The organism is Bacillus sp. FSL K6-3149, assembly GCF_038630515.1.
Classification (GTDB): Bacteria; Bacillota; Bacilli; order Bacillales; family Bacillaceae; genus Bacillus; species Bacillus pumilus.
Map to the genome: position 1 here is coordinate 2,621,681 of NZ_CP152034.1, position 23,879 is coordinate 2,645,559.

Here is a 23,879-nt window from a genome sequence, read left to right on the forward strand (position 1 = left end):
GTGTACGCTTTGAAGTCAGAGAGAAAAGCAGAAATTATTGCAGTCGGTTCCGAACTTTTGCTAGGGCAAATTACGAATACGAATGCACAATTCATCAGCAAACAGCTGGCTGAAATTGGTGTGAATGTTTATTACCATACAGCAGTTGGTGACAATCCAGAGCGTTTAAAAAGGGCCATTCAAGTGGCGCAGGAAAGATCGAATTTTATTATCTTCTCAGGTGGTCTTGGACCAACGAAAGATGATTTAACAAAAGAAACCATCGCGAGTACGCTTGGAAAAGAGCTCGTGCTAAATGAAGAAGCATTTGAATCCATTCAAGAATACTTTCGAAAGACTGGACGAGACATGTCACCGAATAACCGGAAGCAGGCACTCGTCCTAGAAGGATCTGATGTGCTCGTGAACCGGTTTGGAATGGCTCCAGGTATGTTTATTCAAGAAAACGATACGTTTTATATGCTTCTTCCTGGTCCGCCAAGTGAACTGCATCCAATGTTTGAGAACGAGGCGAAGCCGCTGATATCTGAGAAACTGGATTTGAAGGAAAAAATCGTGTCTGTTGTTCTTCGCTTTTTCGGAATCGGTGAATCACAGCTTGAAACAGACCTAGAAGATTTAATTGATGCTCAAACCAACCCAACGATTGCACCTCTCGCATCTGACGGTGAAGTGACACTTAGGCTCACGGCTAAGCATAAGGATGAAAAAGAAACGGAGCGTCTGTTAAAAGAGACGGAAGCGAAAATTTTAGCGCGTGTAGGAGAGTACTTCTACGGGTATGGTGATACATCACTTGTCCGTGAAGCCTCCAAGGCTCTGCACGAACACGGGAAAACAGTGGCAGCGGCTGAGAGCCTGACAGGCGGAATGTTTTCTGAATGGCTGACAGATCTTGAAGGTGCATCGTCGATTTTAAGCGGCAGTATCGTTTGTTATACAAACCAAGTCAAACAGCAGGTGCTTGGCTGCCGTGAGGAAACATTGTCTTCTCATGGTGCTGTTAGCAAAGAGTGTGCTTTAGAGCTTGCTGAAGGTGCTAGAAAGCTTACGGGAAGTGATATTGGCATTAGCTTTACGGGTGTAGCAGGCCCTGATACCCACGAGGGACAGCCTGTCGGAAAAGTGTTCATCGGGCTATCTACGAAAGACCATACAGACGTGTTTGAATGGATGTTTACAGGAAGCCGGTCGGGCATTCGAAAGCGCGCTGTGAAATACGGACTGCATCACTTGCTGAATTTATTAAAAGAAAGTTAATTTTGTTTTTTGTTAGGTTTACTCCTTTATAAAAGAGTGTTTTTTCTAATAGAAATCACTCTTTTCTTAAAAATCTGCTAAGAAAAAATCGAATATGTGTTCGTTTTTTTCTTGGCAAATGAGGTGAAACAAGGTATAGTATAGATAGTGGAATTGATAAAGGAGGAAACAATAGAATGAGTGATCGTCAAGCAGCCTTAGATATGGCTCTTAAACAAATAGAAAAACAGTTTGGTAAAGGCTCTATTATGAAACTAGGAGAGCGAACAGATACACGTATTTCAACAGTACCGAGTGGTTCGTTAGCACTTGATACTGCACTAGGAATAGGTGGATATCCTCGTGGCCGTATTATTGAAGTATATGGTCCAGAGAGTTCTGGTAAAACGACAGTAGCACTTCATGCCATTGCCGAGGTTCAGCAGCAGGGAGGACAAGCTGCATTTATTGATGCAGAGCATGCGCTCGATCCAGTTTACGCTCAAAAACTAGGTGTCAATATTGATGAGTTGTTACTTTCTCAGCCTGATACAGGAGAACAAGCACTTGAAATTGCAGAAGCTCTTGTCCGCAGTGGTGCAGTTGACATTGTTGTTATTGACTCAGTAGCTGCTCTTGTACCAAAAGCAGAGATTGAAGGAGACATGGGTGATTCACACGTTGGTCTACAAGCACGTTTGATGTCCCAAGCACTTCGTAAACTATCTGGTGCCATTAATAAATCAAAAACCATTGCCATCTTTATTAACCAAATTCGTGAAAAAGTTGGGGTCATGTTCGGTAACCCTGAAACAACGCCAGGTGGACGTGCGCTGAAGTTCTATTCATCTGTTCGTTTAGAAGTGCGCCGTGCTGAACAGCTGAAGCAGGGCAATGACATTATGGGGAATAAAACGAGAATTAAAGTAGTGAAAAACAAAGTAGCACCGCCATTCCGTATTGCAGAAGTAGACATTATGTACGGTGAAGGAATTTCAAAAGAGGGCGAAATCATCGACCTTGGAAGCGAACTAGATATCGTACAAAAGAGCGGTGCTTGGTATTCTTACCAAGAGGAACGTCTTGGACAAGGCCGCGAAAATGCGAAACAGTTCCTGAAAGAAAACAAAGATATCATGCTAATGATTCAGGAGCAAATTCGCGAACATTACGGCTTGGATAATAACGGAGTAGCGCAGCAGGAAGCTGAAGAGGCGCTAGAAGAATTAGAATAAAAATAAAATCAGTATGAAATGATACAAAAGGCTGGGTGAAAAAACTCAGCCTTTTTTATTTTGCAAAAAACTTTCGACAACTTTTTCAGTACTTCATCCGTCTAAAATATAAAATGGGATTTATTTTGGGAGGAAAAGGTAATGACAAGCCCAACCCGCAGTAGAACTGCAAAACGCAGACAGAGAAAACCAAATCAGAGGGGAAAACTTGTGCTTGTTTTTTTAGCAGCGATGATTTACTTAGCGATGTGGAATGTGCTTCATCGAAATAGTGAAGAGAACAACCCGTTTCAACAAACTGCAGCAGCTTCAAGTACTAGCCAGAAAAAAGAAGTCAAAAAGAAAACCGTCAAAAAATCAGAGGAACAAATCAAAACAGTAGACCGCAATCAAAATATCAGCAGCTATTTAAATGAGATCGGTTTCAGCGGAACAGCCATGATGGTTAAAAATGGAGAAATCGTAACAAATAAAGGTTTTGGTTATGCAGACCGTAAACAAAAAATTCAAAATAATCCATTGACATCTTTTTATGTCGGTTCGTCACAAAAAGCGCTGATAGCAACCGCTATTTTGCAGCTTGAGGAAAAGGGGAAACTTCAGACAAGTGATCCGGTAAGCATGTATTTACCTCATTTCCCTAACGGACAAAAGATTACCTTGAAAAATCTACTTACACATACATCGGGAATAAACGGACATATTGAAGGAAACGGCGCAATTACTCCGGACAATTTAATAAAAGATATAGAACGTCAGGGAATTAATCGTCAGCCGGGCGTATGGGAATACAAGGATTCCAACTATTCTGTTCTTGCTTATATTGTTGCTAAAGTAAGCGGTGAGTCCTATGAACAATATATAACGAATCATATTTTTAAACCGGCAGGAATGACGCATGCAGGTTTTTACAAAACATATGAAAAAAACCCTTATCCTGCTGTAGGGTATAAACTGAAAGGCGGCAGAATGGTTACACCGTATATGCCTGATCTATCTCAGCTGTATGGTGCTGGAGATATTTATATGAGTGCTATAGATATGTGCAAATTTGACCAAGCACTGATAGACGGCAAACTGTATTCGCAGAAGAGCTATAAAAAGATGTTTACGCCAGGAAGCAGCTCCACATACGGAATGGGATTTTATGTTGCTCCCGGCAGCTATTCAAACCATGGTGTCATGCCGGGTTTCAACATTTTGAACAGCTTTAGCAAATCTGGACAAACCATTGTTGTATTGTTGTCAAACATTCAAAATAACACGAAACTGGGCCAAGTGAACAATATAATATATCAGCTGCTGAATCAAGAATAATTCTGATCTGCTTTTGCAAACGTTAAGATAGCAAGCTTGACAAGTATTTCCGACACAATTACAATGGAAATGTATCACTTGTTTTTCTTAACATGATTGATAACTAATTTAAACTTGACAAGGGCAGTGAGGATCTCATTCCCTGTGAAGGCCCTGTATGTTGAGACACAAAACAATGTACATGCCGACACTTTATTTGTAAAACCAAGTTCATAGCAAGAGGAGGTGAAAATATGTCGCCTACGATGTTTACGATCATCTCCATTTTGCTGAGCCTAATCTGTTTAGTTGTTGGCTACTTTGTTCGTAAAACCATTGCAGAAGCAAAAATATCCGGCGCAAGAAACATGGCCGAACAAATTGTTGAGGATGCAAAGCGTGATGCGGAAGCATTGAAGAAAGAAGCGCTCTTGGAAGCGAAAGATGAAATTCATTCCTTTCGTGTAGAGGCGGAGCAAGAAGTTCGTGAAAGACGTAATGAGCTTCAAAGACAAGAAAACCGTTTACTTCAAAAAGAGGAAAATCTTGATCGCAAAGATGAATCTTTAGATAAACGGGAGTCCCTGTTGGAGAAGAGAGATCATTCTCTGAATGAACGACAACAACATATTGAAGAGATGGAAAGCAAAGTGGATGATATGATTCGTTTGCAGAAAGCAGAGTTGGAACGTATTTCAAGTTTAACTCGAGATGAAGCGAAACAAATCATTCTGGATCAAGTTGAAAATGAGCTTTCCCACGACATTGCAGTCATGACGAAAGAATCTGAAAACCGAGCGAAAGAAGAGGCTGATAAAAAGGCGAAAAATATTCTTTCACTTGCGTTACAGCGTTGTGCAGCTGATCATGTAGCTGAAACGACGGTATCTGTAGTCAATCTTCCAAATGATGAGATGAAAGGTCGTATTATCGGACGTGAAGGACGAAATATCCGTACGTTAGAAACGTTAACAGGTATTGACTTGATCATAGATGATACACCTGAAGCTGTTATCCTATCGGGCTTTGATCCGATTAGACGTGAAACAGCGAGGATAGCTCTGGACAAGCTAGTCCAGGATGGCCGCATTCATCCTGCACGAATTGAAGAAATGGTGGAAAAATCACGCCGTGAAGTCGATGATTATATCCGTGAGATGGGTGAGCAAACGACATTCGAAGTCGGAGTTCACGGTCTGCATCCGGATCTCATCAAGATTCTCGGTCGCTTAAAATTCCGTACAAGTTATGGACAAAATGTCCTGAAGCATTCAATTGAGGTTGCACATCTTGCAGGTCTCATGGCTTCAGAGCTTGGAGAAGATGCAAAGCTTGCAAAACGAGCAGGTCTTCTGCATGACATTGGAAAAGCCATTGATCATGAAGTAGAAGGAAGCCACGTAGAAATTGGCGTTGAGCTTGCGACGAAATATAAAGAGCATCCTGTTGTCATCAACAGTATTGCCTCTCACCACGGTGACCAAGAACCGACATCTATTATCGCTGTTCTTGTTGCGGCAGCAGATGCATTATCTGCAGCACGCCCTGGTGCACGAAGTGAGACGCTTGAAAATTACATTCGGAGACTTGAGAAATTAGAAGATATCTCTGAATCTTATGAAGGTGTTGAAAAATCGTTTGCGATACAGGCTGGACGTGAAGTACGTATTATGGTGAAGCCGGATTCAATTAATGATCTTGAAGCTCACCGTCTAGCAAGGGATATTCGTAAGCGGATTGAGGACGAGCTCGATTACCCTGGTCACATTAAAGTGACGGTCATTCGAGAAACTCGCGCAGTAGAGTATGCAAAATAGAGCGGTGCGCTTAGCGCCGCTTTATTTTTTTGTGTAAATATGCAACACTGATAAGAAGTCAATTTATAAGAGAAAGGGTTCAAAGCGCATGAAAATATTATTTGTTGGAGATATTGTCGGTTCACCTGGACGAGACACACTGAAAGAATACTTGCCAAAGCTAAAGAAGAAATATCAGCCCCACTTTACCATTGTCAATGGAGAAAATGCTGCTCATGGAAAAGGGATCACTGAAAAAATCTATCATGAACTGCTGCAAGCAGGAGCTGACGTGCTCACAATGGGCAACCATACATGGGATAAAAGAGACATTTTTGATTTCATTGATGACGCAGCCAACATGGTTCGTCCGGCGAACTTCCCAGAAGGTACACCTGGTAAAGGTCTTACGTTTATCAAAAAACAAGGGAAAGAATTAGCCGTCATCAACCTGCAAGGACGTACTTTTTTACCCCCACTTGACTGCCCATTTCAAAAAGTAGACGAGTTAATTGCGGAAGCATCTAAACGTACACCGTTCATTTTTATTGATTTTCATGGTGAAGCCACAAGTGAAAAGCTAGCGATGGGCTGGTATACAGACGGCCGTGCATCATGTGTCGTTGGAACGCATACACATGTTCAAACAGCAGATAACCGCGTTTTGCCAAAAGGAACTGCGTATATTTCAGATGTGGGGATGACAGGACCTTATGATGGCATTTTAGGTGTTGATCGGGAGACGATTATTAAACGATTCAAAACGAGTCTTCCAGTCCGTTTTGAGATTGCGGAAGGACGCACGACATTAAGTGCAGTAATCGTAGAAATTGACGAACAGTCGAAAAAAGCTGTCAAAATTGATCGAATTTTGATAAATGATGACCATATTTTCTTTGAATAAATGTTCACATATTTATTTCAGAAAAATATTAATCAGAAAGAAGGAATATGCGCCCTCTATCGTGAATATAGTAAAAATGGTAGGTAGCCTGCTATTTTTGAAAAACATTTTGGGGATGGATTTTCAAAAAATAGCATCATCTAACAAAGATTGTTCTAATGAACACTCACTTATCCATTGTAAATTTAAGGGGGAGCAGAAATGGAAATTTTAAAAGTGTCAGCAAAGTCAAATCCGAATTCAGTAGCAGGAGCATTAGCAGGCGTTTTACGTGAACGCGGTGCAGCGGAAATACAAGCAATCGGCGCTGGAGCGCTGAATCAGGCGGTCAAGGCTGTAGCCATAGCAAGGGGATTTGTTGCACCAAGTGGAGTGGATTTGATATGCATTCCAGCCTTTACTGACATTCTTATCGATGGAGAAGAAAGAACAGCCATCAAATTGATTGTTGAGCCACGATAATTCTAATTTTATTATTTTCAACCTGCTTACATCATGTAAGCAGGTTGTTTTTGTTTACCACTATACATTTCTTATATAACATATTCAGTTCATGAAATAGATAAAAATGACATATTAGAGCTTGCATTTTTTCACCATGATGATAAATTAAGATTAAGTTAAAAATACTTCATCAAAAATAAATATTTAAGTAGGTGAAATAATGGTTGAAGCTTTTTTGAAAAGAGGAAAGCTTGTTTTTATTTTATTTTTTATTGTTCTCATTGCTGGCGGCTATTTATTTACACAGCTTCCTAAGCGAGAACTGCCAGAATTCCAAGCGAATATCATCACGATTTCCACCGTGTTCCCAGGTGCGGATGCAAAACAGGTGGAAAGTGATGTAACCAATAAGCTCGAATCAGCCATATCTGATATCAATGGTGTAGAGAAAACGAGCTCTGTTTCTGCCATTGGGTTTTCAAATATTGTGCTTGAAATTGATGATCAAGCCGACTTTCAAAAGGTGGCAAGTCAAATTAAGAACGAAACCACAAGTGCTGCGTCGTCCTTTCCTGATGGAGTGATGGAGCCTGATGTAAAGGATGAGTTTGGCAGCGTGCCGGTTGGTTCTTATATGGCTGTGGCAAGTCAATCAGCAGACTTAGCAAAAAGTCAGGAATCGCTGCGTGCGTTGAAGGAAAAGGTTGAGGACATCAATGGGGTAGACAGTGTCGTCATCAAAGGATTCAATGACAAACAAGCGGTATTAAACTTAGATTCAAGTAAACTGGAGGATGAAGGGTTAAGTGTAACGGATGTCACAAATGCCATCAATCAGGAATTTGACACATCTCCACTAGGCGACATTCGGACAGGCGGCGAGAAGGTTAAGCTGTCCATCGATGCCTACGACCGTTTGAATCAAGTGAAAAAGCTTGAGCTTTTCGCCAAAACGAACCGTGAACCGGTCACAATCAGTCAGCTTGGCAGCTTAAAAGAAGTAGAAAAAGAGAAAAGTGACATTGTGTCGTATAACGGAAAGCCTGCCTATTCATTTACAGTCAATATCAAACCAGGGCTTGATATTCCTAAAATGTATGACAAAGTCAGTGATGTTATTGAGAAAGAGAAGCAGCTTCCAAGTGGTGTCGAGTGGGTAAACTACTATTCACAAAAAAGTGAAGTGGATGCCATTTTTAATGATTTGATAAAAGAAGCCATTGTTGCGGTCATCGCTGTTATTGTTGTCACCACACTTGGTCTGACCATTGGCGGTGCGTTCATCGTTTCACTTGCCATCCCATTATCAATCACAATCGGAACGATTCCGCTGCCATTTTTACAAGTGGACCTCAATCAGATATCGATTATCGGATTTATCATTGCCCTAGGAATACTTGTCGATGATGCCATTGTCGTCAACGATAATATTTTAAGGCAGATGAAAAAATATGAAAGTCCGCTGAAAGGAACGATTGCAGGGGTCAAAGAAGTTGCAGGGTCTATTTTGACCTCAACACTTGCGGTTGTGTTTGCTTTCTTGCCACTTGTTTTCCTATCAGGTGCAAACGGTTCATTTATACGAGCATTACCGTCTGTCCTCGTAACGACTGTACTTGCGTCTATGGTAATTTCTCTGACACTAGTGCCAGTCTATCAATATACTGTGAACCGAAAAAGACAGAACAAGAAAATTCAAAAAGAGCCAGGATTCCTAGGCAAACCGTTAAAAAAATTAGCTGATTTTTATGCAGACCGTGTGCTGACGAACATTGTGAAGCGTCCGCTGCTTATTGGCTTAAGTGGTTTGCTTGTTGCAACGCTTGCCTTTTTATTGATTTTCGTCACACCATTTGAATTTTTCCCTGCAGCGAATAAGAAAGAAGTGGTTGTCACTGTCACACTTCCAAGTGAAACAACATTAGACAAAACAAATGAAACATTAGAGAAAATAGAACAAGAGATAAAACAGCAGAAAGGCATTGAAGAGACGGCGATCTTTGCAGGCGGCGGTGTACCGAACCTGTTTAATGAAAGTATCTCAAATGCAAGTGATCATACTGGTCAGGTTGTCGTGAGAGTAGACAATGATCAGATGACGAGTAAACAATTGATCGATCGTATGACAGAGCCATTGCGTAAGAAATTTAAAGATGCTGATATCTTTATGAAAACCATTGTTCAAGGACCTCCAACTGGTGCACCTGTGACAGTAACCGTTGCGGGTGACTCTTTTGCAAAGCTCATTGATGTCAAAGAAACGCTCACAAGTGAAATGAAAGAAAAAGGAGCGAGCTTGATCACTGACGATGTCAATCAGCCGGTAAAAACGATCTCCTTTGAACTAAACCGTGACCGAATGGCAGAGGATGGCCTCAGCGCTCAGCTTGTCAGCAGACAGCTCGGTCTTGTGACAGAAGGCATGCCATTAGGCAGCTTTAAACAAGGAACAAAAGATATCGATTTAGTGGTCAAACAGGATGTAGGTACACATCAAAATGGATTAAAGCTAAACAAAATAAAAGTGCCTGTCAATTCAAATGAAGGCGGTATGCCTTCACTCGAGCCACTTAGCCGATATGTAAAAGAAAAAGAAACAGAGCAGTACGAAAGCATTCCACATGAAAATGGAATTCCGACCATTACGCTGAAGGCGTACCCTGGCACGTCAGAGTCGTTTAAAGACGACATGAAAGAAGTCGTCGATCAAGTAGGAAAAACAGATGCAGCGAAGGATCTAGCTATTTCTCAAGGCGGAGAAAATGAAGATCAAACCAAGTTCTTTATTGAAATTAGTCTCTTATTTGGGGTTGTCTTGCTTCTCATTTATGTGACCATCGCTTTCCAGTTCAATTCATTGATGCTTCCACTATTAGTTCTAGGAACGGTTTACTTAGCGATATCTGGAGCTGTTATCGGACTATTTGTCACACAAACGCCGTTCAGCTTTATGGCAACAATGGGAATTGTCTCATTAGCTGGTATCGTGGTCCGAAATGCGGTTGTCTTGTTCGAATTTATTGAGCAGCGGCGTAAGCAGGGATTCGATCAACAGACAGCTGTCATTGAAGCGGGAAGAGCAAGGATTAGGCCAATTTTACTAACAGCATTTACGGCACTTGTTGCCCTAATGCCTGTAGCATTAAGTAATGATCCGCTCTTTAAGCCGCTGGCAATCTGCATTGTATCGGGTGTCTTTTTCTCAACAATTTTGACACTATTAATTGTGCCAGCCTTATATATTGCCGTTTCAAAAAGACGGTGAGTCAAAAAGTAAATCTCCTTTTCTATGGGGATTTGCTTTTTTTTTAGAAAAATATCCAAAAAAATATGTGGAGTGCTCATTTGTCTTTTTACAGTAGACAATGGTATTTACGACGAAAAAAAGACGTGTTAAAATCTCATTGGGAGAAGTTTTTTAACAAAGGGGTTGTACGTCATGTGTGGAACGATGAAAGCAATTGTTAAAAAAGAAAGCGCTTACGGAGCGGTGCTGATGGAGATGCCGATTCCAGAAATCAATGATCATGAAGTATTGATTCAGGTGAAAGCCACTTCGATATGCGGAACAGACGTGCATATTTATAATTGGGATGACTGGGCAAAGGGAAGAGTTAAAGCGCCCTACATTTTTGGACATGAATTTACAGGGGAAGTTGTCAAGACGGGGAAACAAGTCTCACGTGCAAAAGTAGGGGATTTTGTATCGGCAGAGACACATGTTGTATGTAATCAGTGCTCTATGTGTTTAACAGGTCAACAGCACTTGTGCAATGAAACGAAAATTTTAGGAGTAGACATTGACGGCTGTTTTGCTGAATATGTCAAAGTACCTGAACAAAATGTGTGGCACAATCCAGCTCAAATGCCAGTAGAGCTTGCGTCTATTCAAGAGCCGCTTGGCAATGCGGTTCATACAGTGCTGCACACACCTGTTTCAGGTAAGTCAGTGGCGATTTTTGGCTGCGGACCAATCGGTTTAATGGCGATCGCCGTCGCGAAAGCTTCCGGTGCTGTCCAAGTGTTTGCTGTCGATCAAAACGAATACAGGCTGAATCTTGCCCGGGAAATGGGAGCAGACCATATCGTGGATATTGGAAAAGATGATCCTGTTGAGGTGATTAAGCAGTTCACGCGGATGGAGGGGGCAGATGTGATATGCGAGATGTCAGGACATCCAGTTGCCATTAATCAAGCTCTCGAAGCTTGTGCAAATGGAGGGAAAATCAATATACTAAGCTTGCCAGAACGACCAGTGACAATTGACATTACGAATCAAATTGTTTTTAGGGGATTAACCGTGCAAGGGATCACGGGGAGAAAAATGTTTGAAACGTGGCGTCAAGTATCTGAGTTATTAAGAACAAATACCATCGATGTCAAGCCAGTTGTCACCCATACACTACCATTTGAACAGTTCGAAAAGGGATTTGAACTCATGAGAAATGGGATGTGCGGAAAGGTCGTACTGATGATGCCATCAAATCAAAGGGGGAAGAAATGATGAAAGAATTCACGTATTTACAAGATGAATTGGAAACAATGAAGCAGCAAGGCACTCACCAAACATTGAAAGAGATTGACTCAAAACAATCATCCACTGTGACATTAAATGAACAACCTGTCATACAGCTCTCCTCAAATAACTACTTAGGCCTCACCTCACATCCAAGGCTGATGAAAGCGGCAAAAGAGGCCATTGATGAATTCGGTGCTGGTACGGGGTCGGTACGAACAATCGCTGGCACAATGACGATGCACGAACGTCTTGAAAAAAAGCTCGCTGCATTTAAAAAGACCGAGGCAGCCCTTGTATTCCAATCAGGCTTTACGACCAATCAAGGGGTCTTATCAAGTATCCTGACAAAAGATGATATTGTGATTTCAGATGAACTGAATCATGCCTCAATCATTGACGGCATTCGGTTAACAAAAGCAGATAAAAAAGTATATGGTCATTCCAATATGGAAGAGCTTGAGAAAATTTTAAAGAAATCTATGAATTACCGCGTTCGTCTCATCGTCACAGACGGTGTGTTCTCGATGGATGGAGATATTGCGCCACTTCCTGAGATTGTCAGGCTCGCAGAAGCATATGATGCATTTGTGATGGTAGACGATGCACATGCCTCGGGCGTGCTTGGTGAAAATGGCCGCGGGACAGTCAACCATTTCAAGCTCGACGGCAGAGTGCATATTCAGGTTGGGACACTTAGTAAGGCTGTCGGAGTGCTCGGCGGCTATGTAGCGGGATCAGCCGTTTTGATTGATTATTTAAAGCATAAAGCAAGACCGTTTTTATTCAGCACCTCGCATCCGCCAGCTGTGACTAGAGCGTGTGAAGAAGCGATTGAAGTGCTGTTAGACGAACCAGAGCGAATTAGCACACTCTGGGAAAACGCCGCCTATTTCAAAGAAAAAGTCGTCAGCCTTGGATTTCAAGTTGCTCCGACAGAAACACCAATTATTCCAATTATGATTGGAGACGAAGCTCTTACGTTTCGCTTTTCAAAGGCTTTAATAGACCGAGGCGTGTTTGCCCAGGGCATCGCTTTCCCAACTGTAGCAAAAGGAAAAGCGAGAATTAGAGCCATCATCACAGCAGAGCACACAAAAGAAGAACTGGACCGTGCACTGACGATCATCGAAGAAGAAGCAAAAAAACTGAACATACTTGATTGAGAGAGCGCAGGCTCTCTTTTTTTGCACTATTCTTTCCATATTTCATCAAATCTACCGTTTGTTATGTATAATGTATGTAAAAAGATCTATTGAGGTAAGTGGTGAGACAAATGTTATTTAATAAAGAAAATTTTTATGAGCAATTTTTAGATTATAAGAACAAAGGGAGAACAGATAAGAATCACCCTTTTCACAACATGTTTAATAAAGAAATCCCAAACAACATTCGTTATGAATTAGAAAAACGTCATATGAGGAATTTGGATAGGATCGATATTAAAGCATCTACAGGAAATGGAAAAGTTGCAGAATCTATTTGGATAGCATTTCTAGATCAGCTATTAACAAAGAATCAAAAAACTAATAAAACAACAACACAAAAAGGATTATATATAGTTATTTTATTCGCTAATAACGGCAAAGACTTTTATTTATCGATTGGATTAGGTACTGAAAATTTATCTCTCAAAAAGATTAAATATGAAGCCGAAGTTTGGCGAGAACGACTAATACCACAATTGGAGAGTAGTCCTAATTTAAAAGGATTTGAAATAGGTGATTTTTACCTAGGAGAATCTGATAGGCCAATAAAGTACGCAGCAGGTTCATTGGTTTTTAAAAGGTATAATATCAATACATTTAATCAACAAAAATTTTTAAAGGATATATATAACTTGAATGAATTCTTTTACGATTTTATTTTCGAAATTTATTCGAGTCCTGATCTTTTTATAGACACAAAAATTAAAAAGAGTATAAAACGAAAAAGAATCATTCATAGAGATGTTTATAAACAATTAAGAGAAGAAAGAGCAAAGCAAAACGAAGAGACAGGTAGAATAGCAGAGAAATTTGTTTATCGTAAGGAAGTAGAGCAATTAAAAGCAGTGGGTCGGGAACAATTAGCGGAAGCTGTCGATTGGGTGGCTGAGACGGAAGATGGTCATGGATTTGATATCAAATCTTATTACCCCGATGGAAAAGAGAAGCTCATAGAAGTAAAAGGATCTAAACTGACTCACCAAGACTTTCCATTCTTCTTATCTGAACAAGAAAGAATGGTAGCAGAAGAGGAAAAAGAATCATATGTGATTACTTTAGTTGAGAGTGTCGGGACACAGCATATGAAGATTGTCAAAGAAATACAAAACCCTTTAGGTAAAGACGATCTACATCTGAAACCTACTCAATATTCATGCAAAATTCGTGTGGATTGAAAAGTGGTGGCACGTATGAATTTATTTTCAATTCATCACAAAATAGTCTATACTGTAGGGTGGAGCTTGGTTTGAAAGGAGTACAAATTCATGAATGAAGAGCAGAGAAAAGCGAGCGGACAAGTAAGTTCATCGGACAAAAAATCCGAGAAGGACTATAGCCAGTATTTTGAAGCTGTGTACATTCCGCCTTCCTTAAAAGATGCAAAAAAACGGGGTAAAGAAGAAGTCGAATACAATCAATTTCAAATTGACGAGCGTTTTCAAGGGTTAGGAAACGGGCGCAAGTTTTATATTCGCACATATGGCTGTCAAATGAATGAGCATGACACAGAAGTGATGGCTGGTATTTTTATGGCGCTTGGTTATGAACCGACAAACTCAACGGAGGATGCAAATGTCATCTTATTAAACACTTGTGCAATTCGTGAGAATGCGGAAAACAAAGTGTTCGGAGAGCTTGGTCATTTAAAAGCATTAAAGCGTGAAAAGCCAGATTTAATTTTAGGAGTCTGCGGATGTATGTCTCAAGAGGAATCTGTCGTCAACCGTATTTTGAAGAAACATCCATTTGTTGATTTGATTTTCGGTACACACAACATTCACCGCCTGCCAGAGCTGTTATCTGAATGCTATCTTTCAAAAGAAATGGTCATTGAGGTTTGGTCAAAAGAAGGCGATGTCATTGAAAACCTTCCGAGAGCCCGCCAAGGAAAAATTAAGGGCTGGGTGAATATTATGTACGGTTGTGATAAATTCTGTACATACTGTATCGTCCCTTACACACGCGGTAAAGAAAGAAGCCGCCGCCCTGATGAAATTATTCAAGAGGTCAGACGTTTAGCGGCAGAAGGATATAAGGAAATTACCCTTCTTGGTCAAAACGTGAATGCGTACGGAAAAGATTTTGAAGACATGGAATATGGTCTTGGACACTTGATGGATGAGCTGCGTAAAATCGATATTCCGCGTATCCGTTTTACAACAAGCCACCCGCGTGACTTTGACGATCACTTAATTGAAGTGCTTGCTAAGGGTGGGAACCTTCTCGATCATATTCATTTGCCAGTTCAATCCGGCAGTTCTTCTGTCTTGAAGCTTATGGCGAGAAAATATGACCGTGAGCGTTACCTTGATCTTGTGCGCAAAATCAAAGAAGCGATGCCAAATGCTTCATTAACAACGGATATTATTGTTGGGTTCCCAAATGAGACAGATGAGCAGTTTGAAGAAACACTTTCCCTCTATCGCGAGGTTGAGTTTGACGCTGCTTATACGTTCATTTACTCTCCAAGAGAAGGAACACCAGCAGCGAAAATGCAAGACAACGTGCCAATGCATGTGAAAAAAGAACGTCTGCAGCGCCTGAATGCCCTCGTGAATGAAATTTCTGCGAAAAAAATGAAGGAATATGAAGGGCAGACTGTCGAAGTATTAGTAGAGGGTGAAAGTAAAAACAACCCTGAAATCCTAGCCGGATATACAAGTAAAAGCAAGCTTGTGAATTTTAAAGCACCAAAAGAAGCGATTGGCAACATCGTCAAAGTGAAAATCACACAAGCCAAAACTTGGTCTCTTGACGGAGAAATGGTTGGAGAAGCTATCGAGGTGAATTAAAATGACACTTTATTCAAAAAAAGAGATTGTCGAGCGCGCAAGAGAGCTCGCTAAAATGATTTCTGAAACAGAAGAAGTTGATTTCTTCAAGAAAGCAGAAGCGCAAATCAATGAAAATACAAAAATTTCAACGATTATTAATCAAATTAAGGCGCTTCAAAAACAAGCTGTGAATTTAAAGCATTACGGCAAACATGAAGCCTTAAAGCAAGTCGAAGAAAAAATCGATGCCCTGCAAGAAGAACTGGATGAAATCCCGGTGATTCAAGAATTCAAAGAATCACAAGTGGAAGTCAATTCCCTGCTTCAGCTCGTAGCGCATACGATTTCTAATCAAGTAACAGATGAAATCATTCTTTCAACCGGCGGTGACCTCTTATTAGGAGAAACCGGTTCAAAAGTGAAAAACTCATCACCAAGTTGCTCCATTAAATGAGAAAACCCCGCAAATGCGGGGTTTTTTGTTTTGCTATCATCATTTTTTGAAAGAACAAAAATCACACTTCCCATTCTACTTCTTGTTTCGTCACCCCAAAATCTCTCACTCTCCAACTTTTCCAATTTTCAAGGCAAGTTTATGGGCGACCATGCATACACTGAAACAGAAATGAATTTAATTGAACATGAAGTTCAAAATCGTGACACACTAGACGAATGCCCAGCATAAGATAAAACGATCAAGAACAAGGAGGCATGCCGGAATGTCTGAATACAGAGAAATTATTACAAAAGCGGTGGTTGCAAAAGGGAGGAAATTCACCCAAAGCACACACACCATTTCTCCATCGCAAAAACCAACCAGCATCCTAGGTGGTTGGATCATTAATCATAAGTATGATGCTGAAAAGGTCGGTAAAACTGTTGAGATTGAAGGAACCTTTGATATTAACGTATGGTATTCTTATGCTGATAACACAAAAACAGAAGTCGTCACAGAACGGGTGAAATATGTAGACATCATCAAACTAAGATATAAAGATAAAAATTTCCTTGATGATGAGCACGAAGTGATTGCAAAAGTGCTGCAGCAGCCGAATTGTCTAGAAGTGACCATTTCTCCAAACGGCAATAAAATTATCGTTCAGGCAGAGCGTGAATTCATTGCTGAAGTGGTAGGAGAAACAAAAATTGTTGTAGAGGTCAATTCAAGCTGGAAAGAAAAAGATGATCATGAGTGGGAAGAAGAGGTGGATGAGGAGTTAGAGGATATTCATCCAGAATTCCTAGCGGGTGATCCAGAAGAGTAATTGATGACTAGGGCGCATATCCCCCTAGTTTTTTTGTGTCCTATCTAGGAGAAAAAAGGTGATTTTTTATGCTATAATGAAAGATGGTATGAATTCGAATGTAATATAGTGAGGGATTAGAAATATGGCAAGTTATACGCCCATGATACAGCAATATTTAAAAATCAAGGCAGAGTATCAAGATGCCTTTTTATTTTTTCGCTTAGGCGATTTTTATGAAATGTTTTTTGATGACGCAAAAGAAGCGTCACAAGAATTAGAAATCACGCTAACAAGCAGAGATGGCGGGAGCATACCAATGTGCGGTGTTCCTTATCATTCTGCTTCTGCATACATAGAACAATTGATTTCAAAAGGCTACAAGGTCGCGATTTGTGAGCAGGTGGAAGATCCTAAAACGGCAAAAGGTGTAGTCAAAAGAGAAGTCGTTCAACTCATTACACCAGGTACGGTGATGGATGGTAAAGGCTTAAGTGAAAATGAAAACAACTTCATTGCCTCTGTGACAAAGTTTGAAAATGGATATGGACTTGCACTTTCCGATTTATCTACTGGTGAAAACATGGCGGCTTTCATTGATCGATTAGATGAAGTCGTGTCTGAAATTTATTCTGTCGGTGCAAAAGAAATTGTGGTGTCAAAGCAGCTGGATGAGGAAACAGTCAAGACCTTAAAGGATCGGTGCCAAGCGACCATTTCATACGAAGATAGTGATGAATTGATCGATGAAGCTGAGCGGCTCGTGTCCCGCCTGAGCGAGCAACTAAGATCGGCCTTTTTGACATTATATGCCTATTTAAGAAGAACGCAAAAAAGAAGCCTCGATCACCTTCAGCAAGTTCAAGTGTTTGAGCTCGAACAAACAATGAAAATTGATCTTTACTCAAAACGAAATCTTGAATTAACAGAGACGATCCGCTCAAAAAGCAAGAAGGGCTCTTTGTTATGGCTGTTAGATGAAACAAAAACAGCGATGGGTGGAAGGCTGCTCAAGCAATGGATCGATCGGCCGTTAATTCGTCTTTCGCACATTAAAGAACGCCAGGAAATGGTGCAAATTCTCATGGACCATCTCTTTGAACGAGAGGATCTGCGTGAACGGTTAAAGCAAGTATATGATCTCGAACGTTTAGCGGGCCGCGTCGCATTTGGCAACGTAAATGCCCGTGATCTCATTCAGTTAAAGGAATCCTTAAAACAAGTACCAGCCATTAAAGAGCTTGTGCACTCACTGCCAGAGGAAATGGCAAAATCAAGAGCGAATGCGATTGATCCTTGTGGTGACTTGCTTAATTTATTAGAAGATGCACTTTATGAAAATCCGCCGATGACGATAAAAGAAGGCAATTTGATTAAAGATGGCTACAATGCAAAATTAGATGAATACCGTGATGCCAGCCGAAACGGAAAGGACTGGATTGCACGTCTTGAACAGCAGGAAAGAGAATATACCGGCATTCGCTCCTTAAAAGTCGGGTTTAATAAAGTGTTTGGTTATTATATCGAAGTGACACGCGCAAATACACATCTGCTGGAGGAAGGCCGTTATGAAAGAAAACAAACGCTTGCCAATGCAGAGCGGTATATCACACCTGAATTAAAAGAAAAAGAAGCACTGATACTTGAAGCAGAATCAAATATCAACGAATTGGAATATGAACTATTTACAGCTCTCAGGGAGCAAGTGAAAGGTTATATTCCTAGATTACAGCTGCTTGCAAAACAAATGAGTGAGCTGGATGCGCTTCAATGCTTTGCGACTGTCAGTGAAAAACGCCGTTATATCCGTCCAGAATTCTCAGAGGATGAGGTAGATGTCATAGATGGTCGTCACCCAGTCGTTGAAAAAGTGATGGATCACCAGGAGTATGTACCAAATGACTGCCATATGGGAAATGGCCGGCAAACCTTACTCATTACTGGACCAAATATGTCAGGGAAAAGTACGTATATGAGACAAATGGCGCTTATCTCCATTCTTGCGCAAATTGGCTGCTTTGTGCCGGCATCGAAGGCGACTCTTCCGATCTTTGACCAAATCTTTACACGCATTGGGGCGGCAGATGATTTGATTTCTGGTCAGAGTACTTTTATGGTAGAGATGCTCGAAGCAAAAAATGCGATGGTGCATGCAACGAAAAACAGCTTGATTTTATTTGATGAAATTGGACGCGGGACAAGCACCTATGATGGAATGGCTCTTGCGCAGGCGATCATTGAATTTGTTCACGATCATATTGGTGCCAAAACGCTTTTTTCCACACATTATCACGAGCTGACAGTTCTTGAATCTCAATTAAGCGAGCTGAAAAATGTCCATGTACGTGCTGAAGAGCATGAGGGCACGGTCGTTTTCTTACATCAAATCAAAGAGGGTGCAGCTGATAAAAGCTATGGTATTCATGTAGCGCAGCTTGCTGAATTGCCTGATGCGATCATCGATAGGGCCCAGACCATTTTGACGGAGCTTGAGAGCGGATCACATGAAGTGACCCCGCACGTATCTGCAGCTCCAAAAACAGAAAAGGCGGAGGAAAAGCAGCAGCTTTCTTTCTTTGAAGTAGAAGAAAAACCGCAAACCAAACCAGTTCTAAAACAGAAAGATCAAGCGGTGATCGAGGAATTAAAGTCATTCAATCTAATGGATATGACTCCGCTCGAAGCGATGACTAAGCTATATGAATTGCAAAAGAAATTATAATGTAAGGTGAGGTGAGCAAAATGGCAAAGATTATTCAGTTATCCGATGACCTATCCAATAAAATTGCTGCAGGTGAAGTAGTCGAACGTCCAGCTTCTGTCGTAAAAGAGCTTATGGAAAATGCAATCGATGCAAGTAGTACAGTGATTGAAATCGATGTAGAAGAAGCAGGTCTTTCTTCTATTAGAATGATTGATAATGGTGTTGGAATCGATGCTGAAGATTGTAAGCTCGCCTTTCAGCGCCATGCAACGAGTAAAATCAAAGATGAAAATGACCTGTTCCGTGTCAGAACGCTCGGTTTCAGGGGAGAGGCGCTGCCAAGTATCGCATCTGTCTCTCATCTAGAAATGAAAACAAGTACTGGTGAAGGAGCTGGAACGCACCTGGTGCTGCAAGGCGGAAAGATCATTTCAGAGAAAAAAACCTCTAGTCGCCGCGGTACCGAGATCGTCGTTACCAACTTATTTTACAATACACCGGCCCGCCTAAAATACATGAAAACCGTTCATACGGAGCTTGGCAATATATCAGATGTCGTCAATCGAATTGCGCTGGCTCACCCAGAAGTATCGATTCGCTTGCGTCATCAAGGAAAAGTCCTGCTTCAGACGAATGGAAACGGGGATGTGCGGCATGTGCTTGCGGCCATTTACGGAACAGCTGTTGCGAAAAAAATGGTGCCGCTTCACGTGCAATCACTTGATTTTGAAGTGAAAGGATATATCTCCTTGCCAGAAGTGACAAGGGCATCACGGAATTATATGTCTTCTGTTGTAAACGGCAGATATGTTAAGCATTTTCCGCTCGTGAAAGCGGTCCATGAAGGGTATCACACGCTGCTACCGATTGGCCGCCATCCGATTACATTTATAGAGATGAAGATGGACCCCATTTTAGTGGATGTGAACGTTCATCCTTCGAAGCTTGAAGTGAGACTTAGTAAAGAGCAGGAACTTCATGAGTTAATTAAGCAAGGAATTAAGGACGTATTTCAAAAGCAGCAGCTCATTCCAAGTGCTTCGGTGCCAAAGAAAGCACCAATGCCAGCGATCAAAAATGAGCAGCAATCCTTAACCTTTGATGCGAAAAAAGGAAACACAAGCGAGGTGGAAACGCCGCTATCCTATCAGCCGGAGCCGCTCGAATCGGTCTTATATGAGACAAGCCATACCGAAGCATACGGAATGCCTAATCAAGAGAAGACGGAACCATCATCACCAGTATTTTATGAAGAAGCCTCATCTGAGCGAGTTCAGTTAGAGGAATCCGCCGCTTCACTAGAATATGAAGAGTCAGAACTAAGAGAAGATGCTGTAGAAGCCATTTCAGAAAACGAACGCGTCCCTGTGATGTATCCCATCGGACAAATGCACGGCACATATATTTTGGCTCAAAATGAACGTGGGCTTTATATTATTGATCAGCATGCGGCCCAGGAGCGAATCAAGTATGAGTATTATCGTGAGAAGGTAGGAGAGATCAAACAGGAAGTGCAAGAAATGCTCGTCCCATTAACATTCCATTACTCGAAAAACGATATGCTGATTATTGAAGAGCATAAAGAGATACTAACGAAAGTGGGTGTCTTCTTAGAGCCTTTCGGTTCAGGAAGCTACATTGTACGGTCGCATCCGCAGTGGTTTCCAAAAGGAGAAGAGGCTGAACTGATCGAAGAGATTATTGAGCAAGTGCTGGATGAGAAACGTGTAGATATCAAAAAATTAAGAGAAGAAGCGGCAATCATGATGAGCTGCAAAGGCTCTATCAAAGCAAATCGTCATTTGCGAAATGATGAAATCAAAGCCCTATTAGATGAACTCAGGCAGACAAAGGACCCTTTCACTTGTCCGCACGGCCGGCCGATCATCATTCATCACTCGACATATGAAATGGAGAAAATGTTTAAACGGGTCATGTGATCAAATAAAAAAGCGCTCTTATTAAGGCACCTCAGCGTGTAGACAAACTATTGCGCGAGCTGGTGCTCACGAATGTCTAATCCGCGCCAGAACTCGTCCTTCCTAAGCTACAAAGGTTTCTATCACACTGAAAAGAAGACAAAGGGCTAAAATAAACATCATTTTGCCCTTTGTCATTTGGAGCGCTCTTATTAGAGCGCTTTTTTATTTAGCATCCACACGGATCTGGCGGTGTGACCACAACTGGTCGTGTATTAATATCAATCGTATCTTCTGCATAAAATGTGGAACCGATGCTAATTGCTCGATTTTCTGCGCGGAACGTATATGTACCTGCGGCAGGGAGTACTTTATGTGAAAGCTTTAATGTATATTTGGAAATTCCAAGTAAATCCAATCTAAGCGGAATACGGACGGTTTGTCCGTTGTTCAAAATGTAGCTGTCTTTTAATGCTTTACCGTTCATAATGTCTTTAGTTGTTGCTTGGAAACCCTTTGGCAGTGTGAACTCAACCGCACCAAGACTTAAAATAGAATTTGGGCTGTACGTTAGTTCAATGTCAGAAAAAGACCATTCCTGCTTACTTGTACCTGTAATTTTTGCGTAAAGGGCAGCTGGTTTTGCATTGGTTGATGCTTTGCTTTCCTCTGTTTTGGCTCCTTCAGCAGATGCAGAAAGCGGTACTGACAGCGCCATAACCAATGTGAGCATCCCCATCATGATCATCGTCCATGTTTTTTTCATTTCTTCCTTCCCCCTTGTTGAATATAGGTAAATAATAGATGATTACACCCATTATTTACCTATAATGTTACCATATCCCTACATGGTATTAAATGGTATATTATACCCTTATTTTGTCATTTTGTTTAGTAATAACGGGGAAAATGCGCATTTGGTTGGTTCATTCCGTAACCAAAGCCTGGCATTTGCTGATTCGGCATCATCATATGCATATCTTGATATCCGTATGGATGATATGGCATCATTCCATATCCACCATAGTGGCCATGATGATGGTGATCCTTCATTGGAACATGCGAAAAGGGGTCATGCTGATTTGGAAAAGGCGGATAGGCTGAATGATGATGCGGATAATGTCCGCTGTACTTATCCTTTTTACCGGTATGATAATGGTTTGGCATATTCATATGATCATGCATGTTTGGCGCGACCACATGCTCATGATTGGCTGTATACACATTCTCAAACGTATGGTACGGATTTTCTTCGTGATGATAATTCATTTGGCTATTCATATTGTTCATTTGATATCTCATCCTTTATGTCAGGTTGCCATATCCTATGAGCATGATCCGTTTCATGAGCCTATCCATATGAAAAAAACCGGCTTTTCAGCCGGGAAAACAAAAAGCAGTTGAAAGCGTCAGGTGCTAATATGAGAAGCCATGTCTTCTTCTACGACGCTTCTTACAACTGCTGCAGACACTTTTAGGGTAATAATAGGGATCGTAGCTTCTAGAAGTATCCCAGAAATCGCTCTCAAACCAATCATCTTTTTTATGATGAAACTTTTTTTCTTTACATGGGTCCTCATGGCAATGATCGTCATGCTTTTTATAACAGTTTGAGTGGGAATGTTTGCACTTGCATTTGCACATTGTCATCCCTCCTAAATGTGACTCAATGCTAGTATATGCACGAATAAGACAAGGGGACTGGATGGTGGCGCATCTTCTCTAAAAAAAGGCTTTTTCTCAAAATTCAAATGAAAAGAATTGACTAGTGCTAAAATAACATGATAAAATATAAATTTTTATCCAACCATGAAATGTGTTATAATCAAATTGTGAATACTTTCGGAGGTGGCGGATTTGTTTCAAATAGGTGATAAAATTGTTTATCCTATGCATGGTGCCGGTGTGATTGAAGGAATGGAAGAAAAAGAGATTTTAGGTAAGACGGAGGAATATTTTCTGATTCAAATGCCGAATATGCAGATGATGATCCCAAGAGGCAGAATCAATCAACTAGGTATTCGTCAGGTAGCAGATCAAGCAACGCTGAAAGTTGTGATGAACAATTTTGCAGAAGAAACAAACGACGACACGCTTACTTGGAAGCAAAGATATGATGAAAATATGAAAAAACTAAAAACAGGTGCGATCGAAGACGGTGCAGACGTTGTCAAAGATCTGATGAGACGAAATCAGAAGAAAGCATTAAATTCAAGTGAAAAGAAGATGCTTGAAGATGCTAGAGGCATGTTAGTGAGTGAAATTTCTCTTGCACAAGGGCTTTCACAAGATGAAGTCCTTTCAGCTTTAGAGAATGAACTAAGAATTTAATGATGGATATACAATAATTGGCTGTAAACAGAAGGGCATCCCTTTTGTTTGCGGCTTTTTTGTTTGAAATCAGAAAAACATGTCCATTTTTGTAGGTGATTTTAACTAAAGCTAAAATAAGGTCATACGATGCAGTTTTTATTCAAGCAGCGAATGATTCAAAGAAGTCAGAAATACCTAGAGCGGCATAAAAAAACAGGAAAGTTCTCCTGATTCAATTAAATGAGCCGGACAACCTTTGAATTCTGTTAGCCATTGATAGTAAAATT

At 40.9% G+C, this 23,879-nt stretch carries 18 protein-coding genes; 16 read left to right on the top strand and 2 right to left on the bottom strand.

What is annotated here, in order from left to right:
- Positions 1–9: 9 nt before the first annotated feature.
- From MHB83_RS13230 to mutL, 15 genes are all read left to right on the top strand, one after another.
- A complete protein-coding gene (locus tag MHB83_RS13230; RefSeq protein WP_034620034.1) occupies positions 10–1,260 on the top strand; it encodes a competence/damage-inducible protein A in 1,251 nt (416 codons plus the stop codon).
- A 176-nt stretch (positions 1,261–1,436) separates the two neighbouring features.
- On the top strand, positions 1,437–2,474 hold the full coding sequence (recA, locus tag MHB83_RS13235) for a recombinase RecA (protein WP_050944976.1): 1,038 nt from the start codon (positions 1,437–1,439) through the stop codon (positions 2,472–2,474).
- 141 nt (positions 2,475–2,615) lie between these two features.
- Positions 2,616–3,791, top strand: coding sequence for a serine hydrolase domain-containing protein (locus tag MHB83_RS13240; protein WP_335355776.1), 1,176 nt, complete (start codon positions 2,616–2,618; stop codon positions 3,789–3,791).
- Between the two features lie 233 nt (positions 3,792–4,024).
- Positions 4,025–5,587: a ribonuclease Y gene (gene rny, locus MHB83_RS13245; RefSeq protein WP_003211958.1), complete on the top strand. Its 1,563-nt coding sequence runs from the start codon at positions 4,025–4,027 to the stop codon at positions 5,585–5,587.
- A gap of 88 nt (positions 5,588–5,675) precedes the next feature.
- Positions 5,676–6,470, top strand: a complete 795-nt coding sequence (locus tag MHB83_RS13250) for a TIGR00282 family metallophosphoesterase (protein ID WP_003212177.1) — start codon at positions 5,676–5,678, stop codon at positions 6,468–6,470.
- 201 nt (positions 6,471–6,671) lie between these two features.
- Positions 6,672–6,932, top strand: a complete 261-nt coding sequence (spoVS, locus tag MHB83_RS13255) for a stage V sporulation protein SpoVS (protein WP_003211281.1) — start codon at positions 6,672–6,674, stop codon at positions 6,930–6,932.
- A gap of 202 nt (positions 6,933–7,134) precedes the next feature.
- On the top strand, positions 7,135–10,179 hold the full coding sequence (locus tag MHB83_RS13260) for an efflux RND transporter permease subunit (protein ID WP_342496385.1): 3,045 nt from the start codon (positions 7,135–7,137) through the stop codon (positions 10,177–10,179).
- Between the two features lie 174 nt (positions 10,180–10,353).
- Entirely contained in the window at positions 10,354–11,418 is a 1,065-nt protein-coding gene (gene tdh / locus MHB83_RS13265) for an L-threonine 3-dehydrogenase (RefSeq protein WP_106035501.1), read from the top strand.
- Complete coding sequence (locus MHB83_RS13270; protein WP_342496386.1) at positions 11,415–12,596, top strand: glycine C-acetyltransferase; 1,182 nt, start codon at positions 11,415–11,417, stop codon at positions 12,594–12,596. The genes tdh and MHB83_RS13270 overlap by 4 nt, the downstream gene beginning before the upstream one ends.
- Before the next feature lie 110 nt (positions 12,597–12,706).
- Positions 12,707–13,813, top strand: a complete 1,107-nt coding sequence (locus MHB83_RS13275; RefSeq protein WP_342496387.1) for a DUF3578 domain-containing protein — start codon at positions 12,707–12,709, stop codon at positions 13,811–13,813.
- Positions 13,814–13,903: 90 nt separating this feature from the next.
- On the top strand, positions 13,904–15,430 hold the full coding sequence (gene miaB, locus MHB83_RS13280; RefSeq protein WP_012010025.1) for a tRNA (N6-isopentenyl adenosine(37)-C2)-methylthiotransferase MiaB: 1,527 nt from the start codon (positions 13,904–13,906) through the stop codon (positions 15,428–15,430).
- A 1-nt stretch (position 15,431) separates the two neighbouring features.
- Entirely contained in the window at positions 15,432–15,866 is a 435-nt protein-coding gene (locus tag MHB83_RS13285) for a RicAFT regulatory complex protein RicA family protein (protein WP_003211238.1), read from the top strand.
- 265 nt (positions 15,867–16,131) lie between these two features.
- Entirely contained in the window at positions 16,132–16,677 is a 546-nt protein-coding gene (cotE, locus tag MHB83_RS13290) for an outer spore coat protein CotE (RefSeq protein ID WP_003212450.1), read from the top strand.
- A 124-nt stretch (positions 16,678–16,801) separates the two neighbouring features.
- On the top strand, positions 16,802–19,378 hold the full coding sequence (gene mutS, locus MHB83_RS13295; protein ID WP_212045874.1) for a DNA mismatch repair protein MutS: 2,577 nt from the start codon (positions 16,802–16,804) through the stop codon (positions 19,376–19,378).
- Positions 19,379–19,398: 20 nt separating this feature from the next.
- Positions 19,399–21,300, top strand: coding sequence for a DNA mismatch repair endonuclease MutL (mutL, locus tag MHB83_RS13300; protein ID WP_050944963.1), 1,902 nt, complete (start codon positions 19,399–19,401; stop codon positions 21,298–21,300).
- A gap of 208 nt (positions 21,301–21,508) precedes the next feature.
- Here the strand turns inward: mutL and bslA are convergent, their stop codons facing one another.
- Positions 21,509–22,045, bottom strand: coding sequence for a biofilm surface layer hydrophobin BslA (gene bslA / locus MHB83_RS13305; RefSeq protein ID WP_050944961.1), 537 nt, complete (start codon positions 22,043–22,045; stop codon positions 21,509–21,511).
- Between the two features lie 125 nt (positions 22,046–22,170).
- The gene (locus tag MHB83_RS13310; protein WP_342496388.1) at positions 22,171–22,569 is read right to left on the bottom strand and encodes a hypothetical protein; all 399 of its coding nucleotides are present in this window, start codon (positions 22,567–22,569) and stop codon (positions 22,171–22,173) included.
- Between the two features lie 567 nt (positions 22,570–23,136).
- On the opposite strand from MHB83_RS13310, the gene MHB83_RS13315 reads away from it, so the two are divergent.
- Positions 23,137–23,610 carry a CarD family transcriptional regulator gene (locus tag MHB83_RS13315; protein WP_050944959.1) on the top strand — a complete coding sequence of 158 codons (474 nt, stop codon included), beginning with the start codon at positions 23,137–23,139 and terminating at the stop codon, positions 23,608–23,610.
- Positions 23,611–23,879 lie beyond the last annotated feature (269 nt).

Excerpts from the sequence above, each read along its gene's own strand:
- recA (WP_050944976.1), top strand. The coding sequence starts at position 1,437 with ATGAGTGATCGTCAAGCAGCCTTAGATATGGCTCTTAAACAAATAGAA.
- MHB83_RS13240 (WP_335355776.1), top strand. The coding sequence starts at position 2,616 with ATGACAAGCCCAACCCGCAGTAGAACTGCAAAACGCAGACAGAGAAAA.
- rny (WP_003211958.1), top strand. The coding sequence starts at position 4,025 with ATGTCGCCTACGATGTTTACGATCATCTCCATTTTGCTGAGCCTAATC.
- MHB83_RS13250 (WP_003212177.1), top strand. The coding sequence starts at position 5,676 with ATGAAAATATTATTTGTTGGAGATATTGTCGGTTCACCTGGACGAGAC.
- spoVS (WP_003211281.1), top strand. The coding sequence starts at position 6,672 with ATGGAAATTTTAAAAGTGTCAGCAAAGTCAAATCCGAATTCAGTAGCA.
- MHB83_RS13260 (WP_342496385.1), top strand. The coding sequence starts at position 7,135 with ATGGTTGAAGCTTTTTTGAAAAGAGGAAAGCTTGTTTTTATTTTATTT.
- tdh (WP_106035501.1), top strand. The coding sequence starts at position 10,354 with ATGTGTGGAACGATGAAAGCAATTGTTAAAAAAGAAAGCGCTTACGGA.
- MHB83_RS13270 (WP_342496386.1), top strand. The coding sequence starts at position 11,415 with ATGATGAAAGAATTCACGTATTTACAAGATGAATTGGAAACAATGAAG.
- MHB83_RS13275 (WP_342496387.1), top strand. The coding sequence starts at position 12,707 with ATGTTATTTAATAAAGAAAATTTTTATGAGCAATTTTTAGATTATAAG.
- miaB (WP_012010025.1), top strand. The coding sequence starts at position 13,904 with ATGAATGAAGAGCAGAGAAAAGCGAGCGGACAAGTAAGTTCATCGGAC.
- MHB83_RS13285 (WP_003211238.1), top strand. The coding sequence starts at position 15,432 with ATGACACTTTATTCAAAAAAAGAGATTGTCGAGCGCGCAAGAGAGCTC.
- cotE (WP_003212450.1), top strand. The coding sequence starts at position 16,132 with ATGTCTGAATACAGAGAAATTATTACAAAAGCGGTGGTTGCAAAAGGG.
- mutS (WP_212045874.1), top strand. The coding sequence starts at position 16,802 with ATGGCAAGTTATACGCCCATGATACAGCAATATTTAAAAATCAAGGCA.
- mutL (WP_050944963.1), top strand. The coding sequence starts at position 19,399 with ATGGCAAAGATTATTCAGTTATCCGATGACCTATCCAATAAAATTGCT.
- bslA (WP_050944961.1), bottom strand. The coding sequence starts at position 22,045 with ATGAAAAAAACATGGACGATGATCATGATGGGGATGCTCACATTGGTT.
- MHB83_RS13310 (WP_342496388.1), bottom strand. The coding sequence starts at position 22,569 with ATGAACAATATGAATAGCCAAATGAATTATCATCACGAAGAAAATCCG.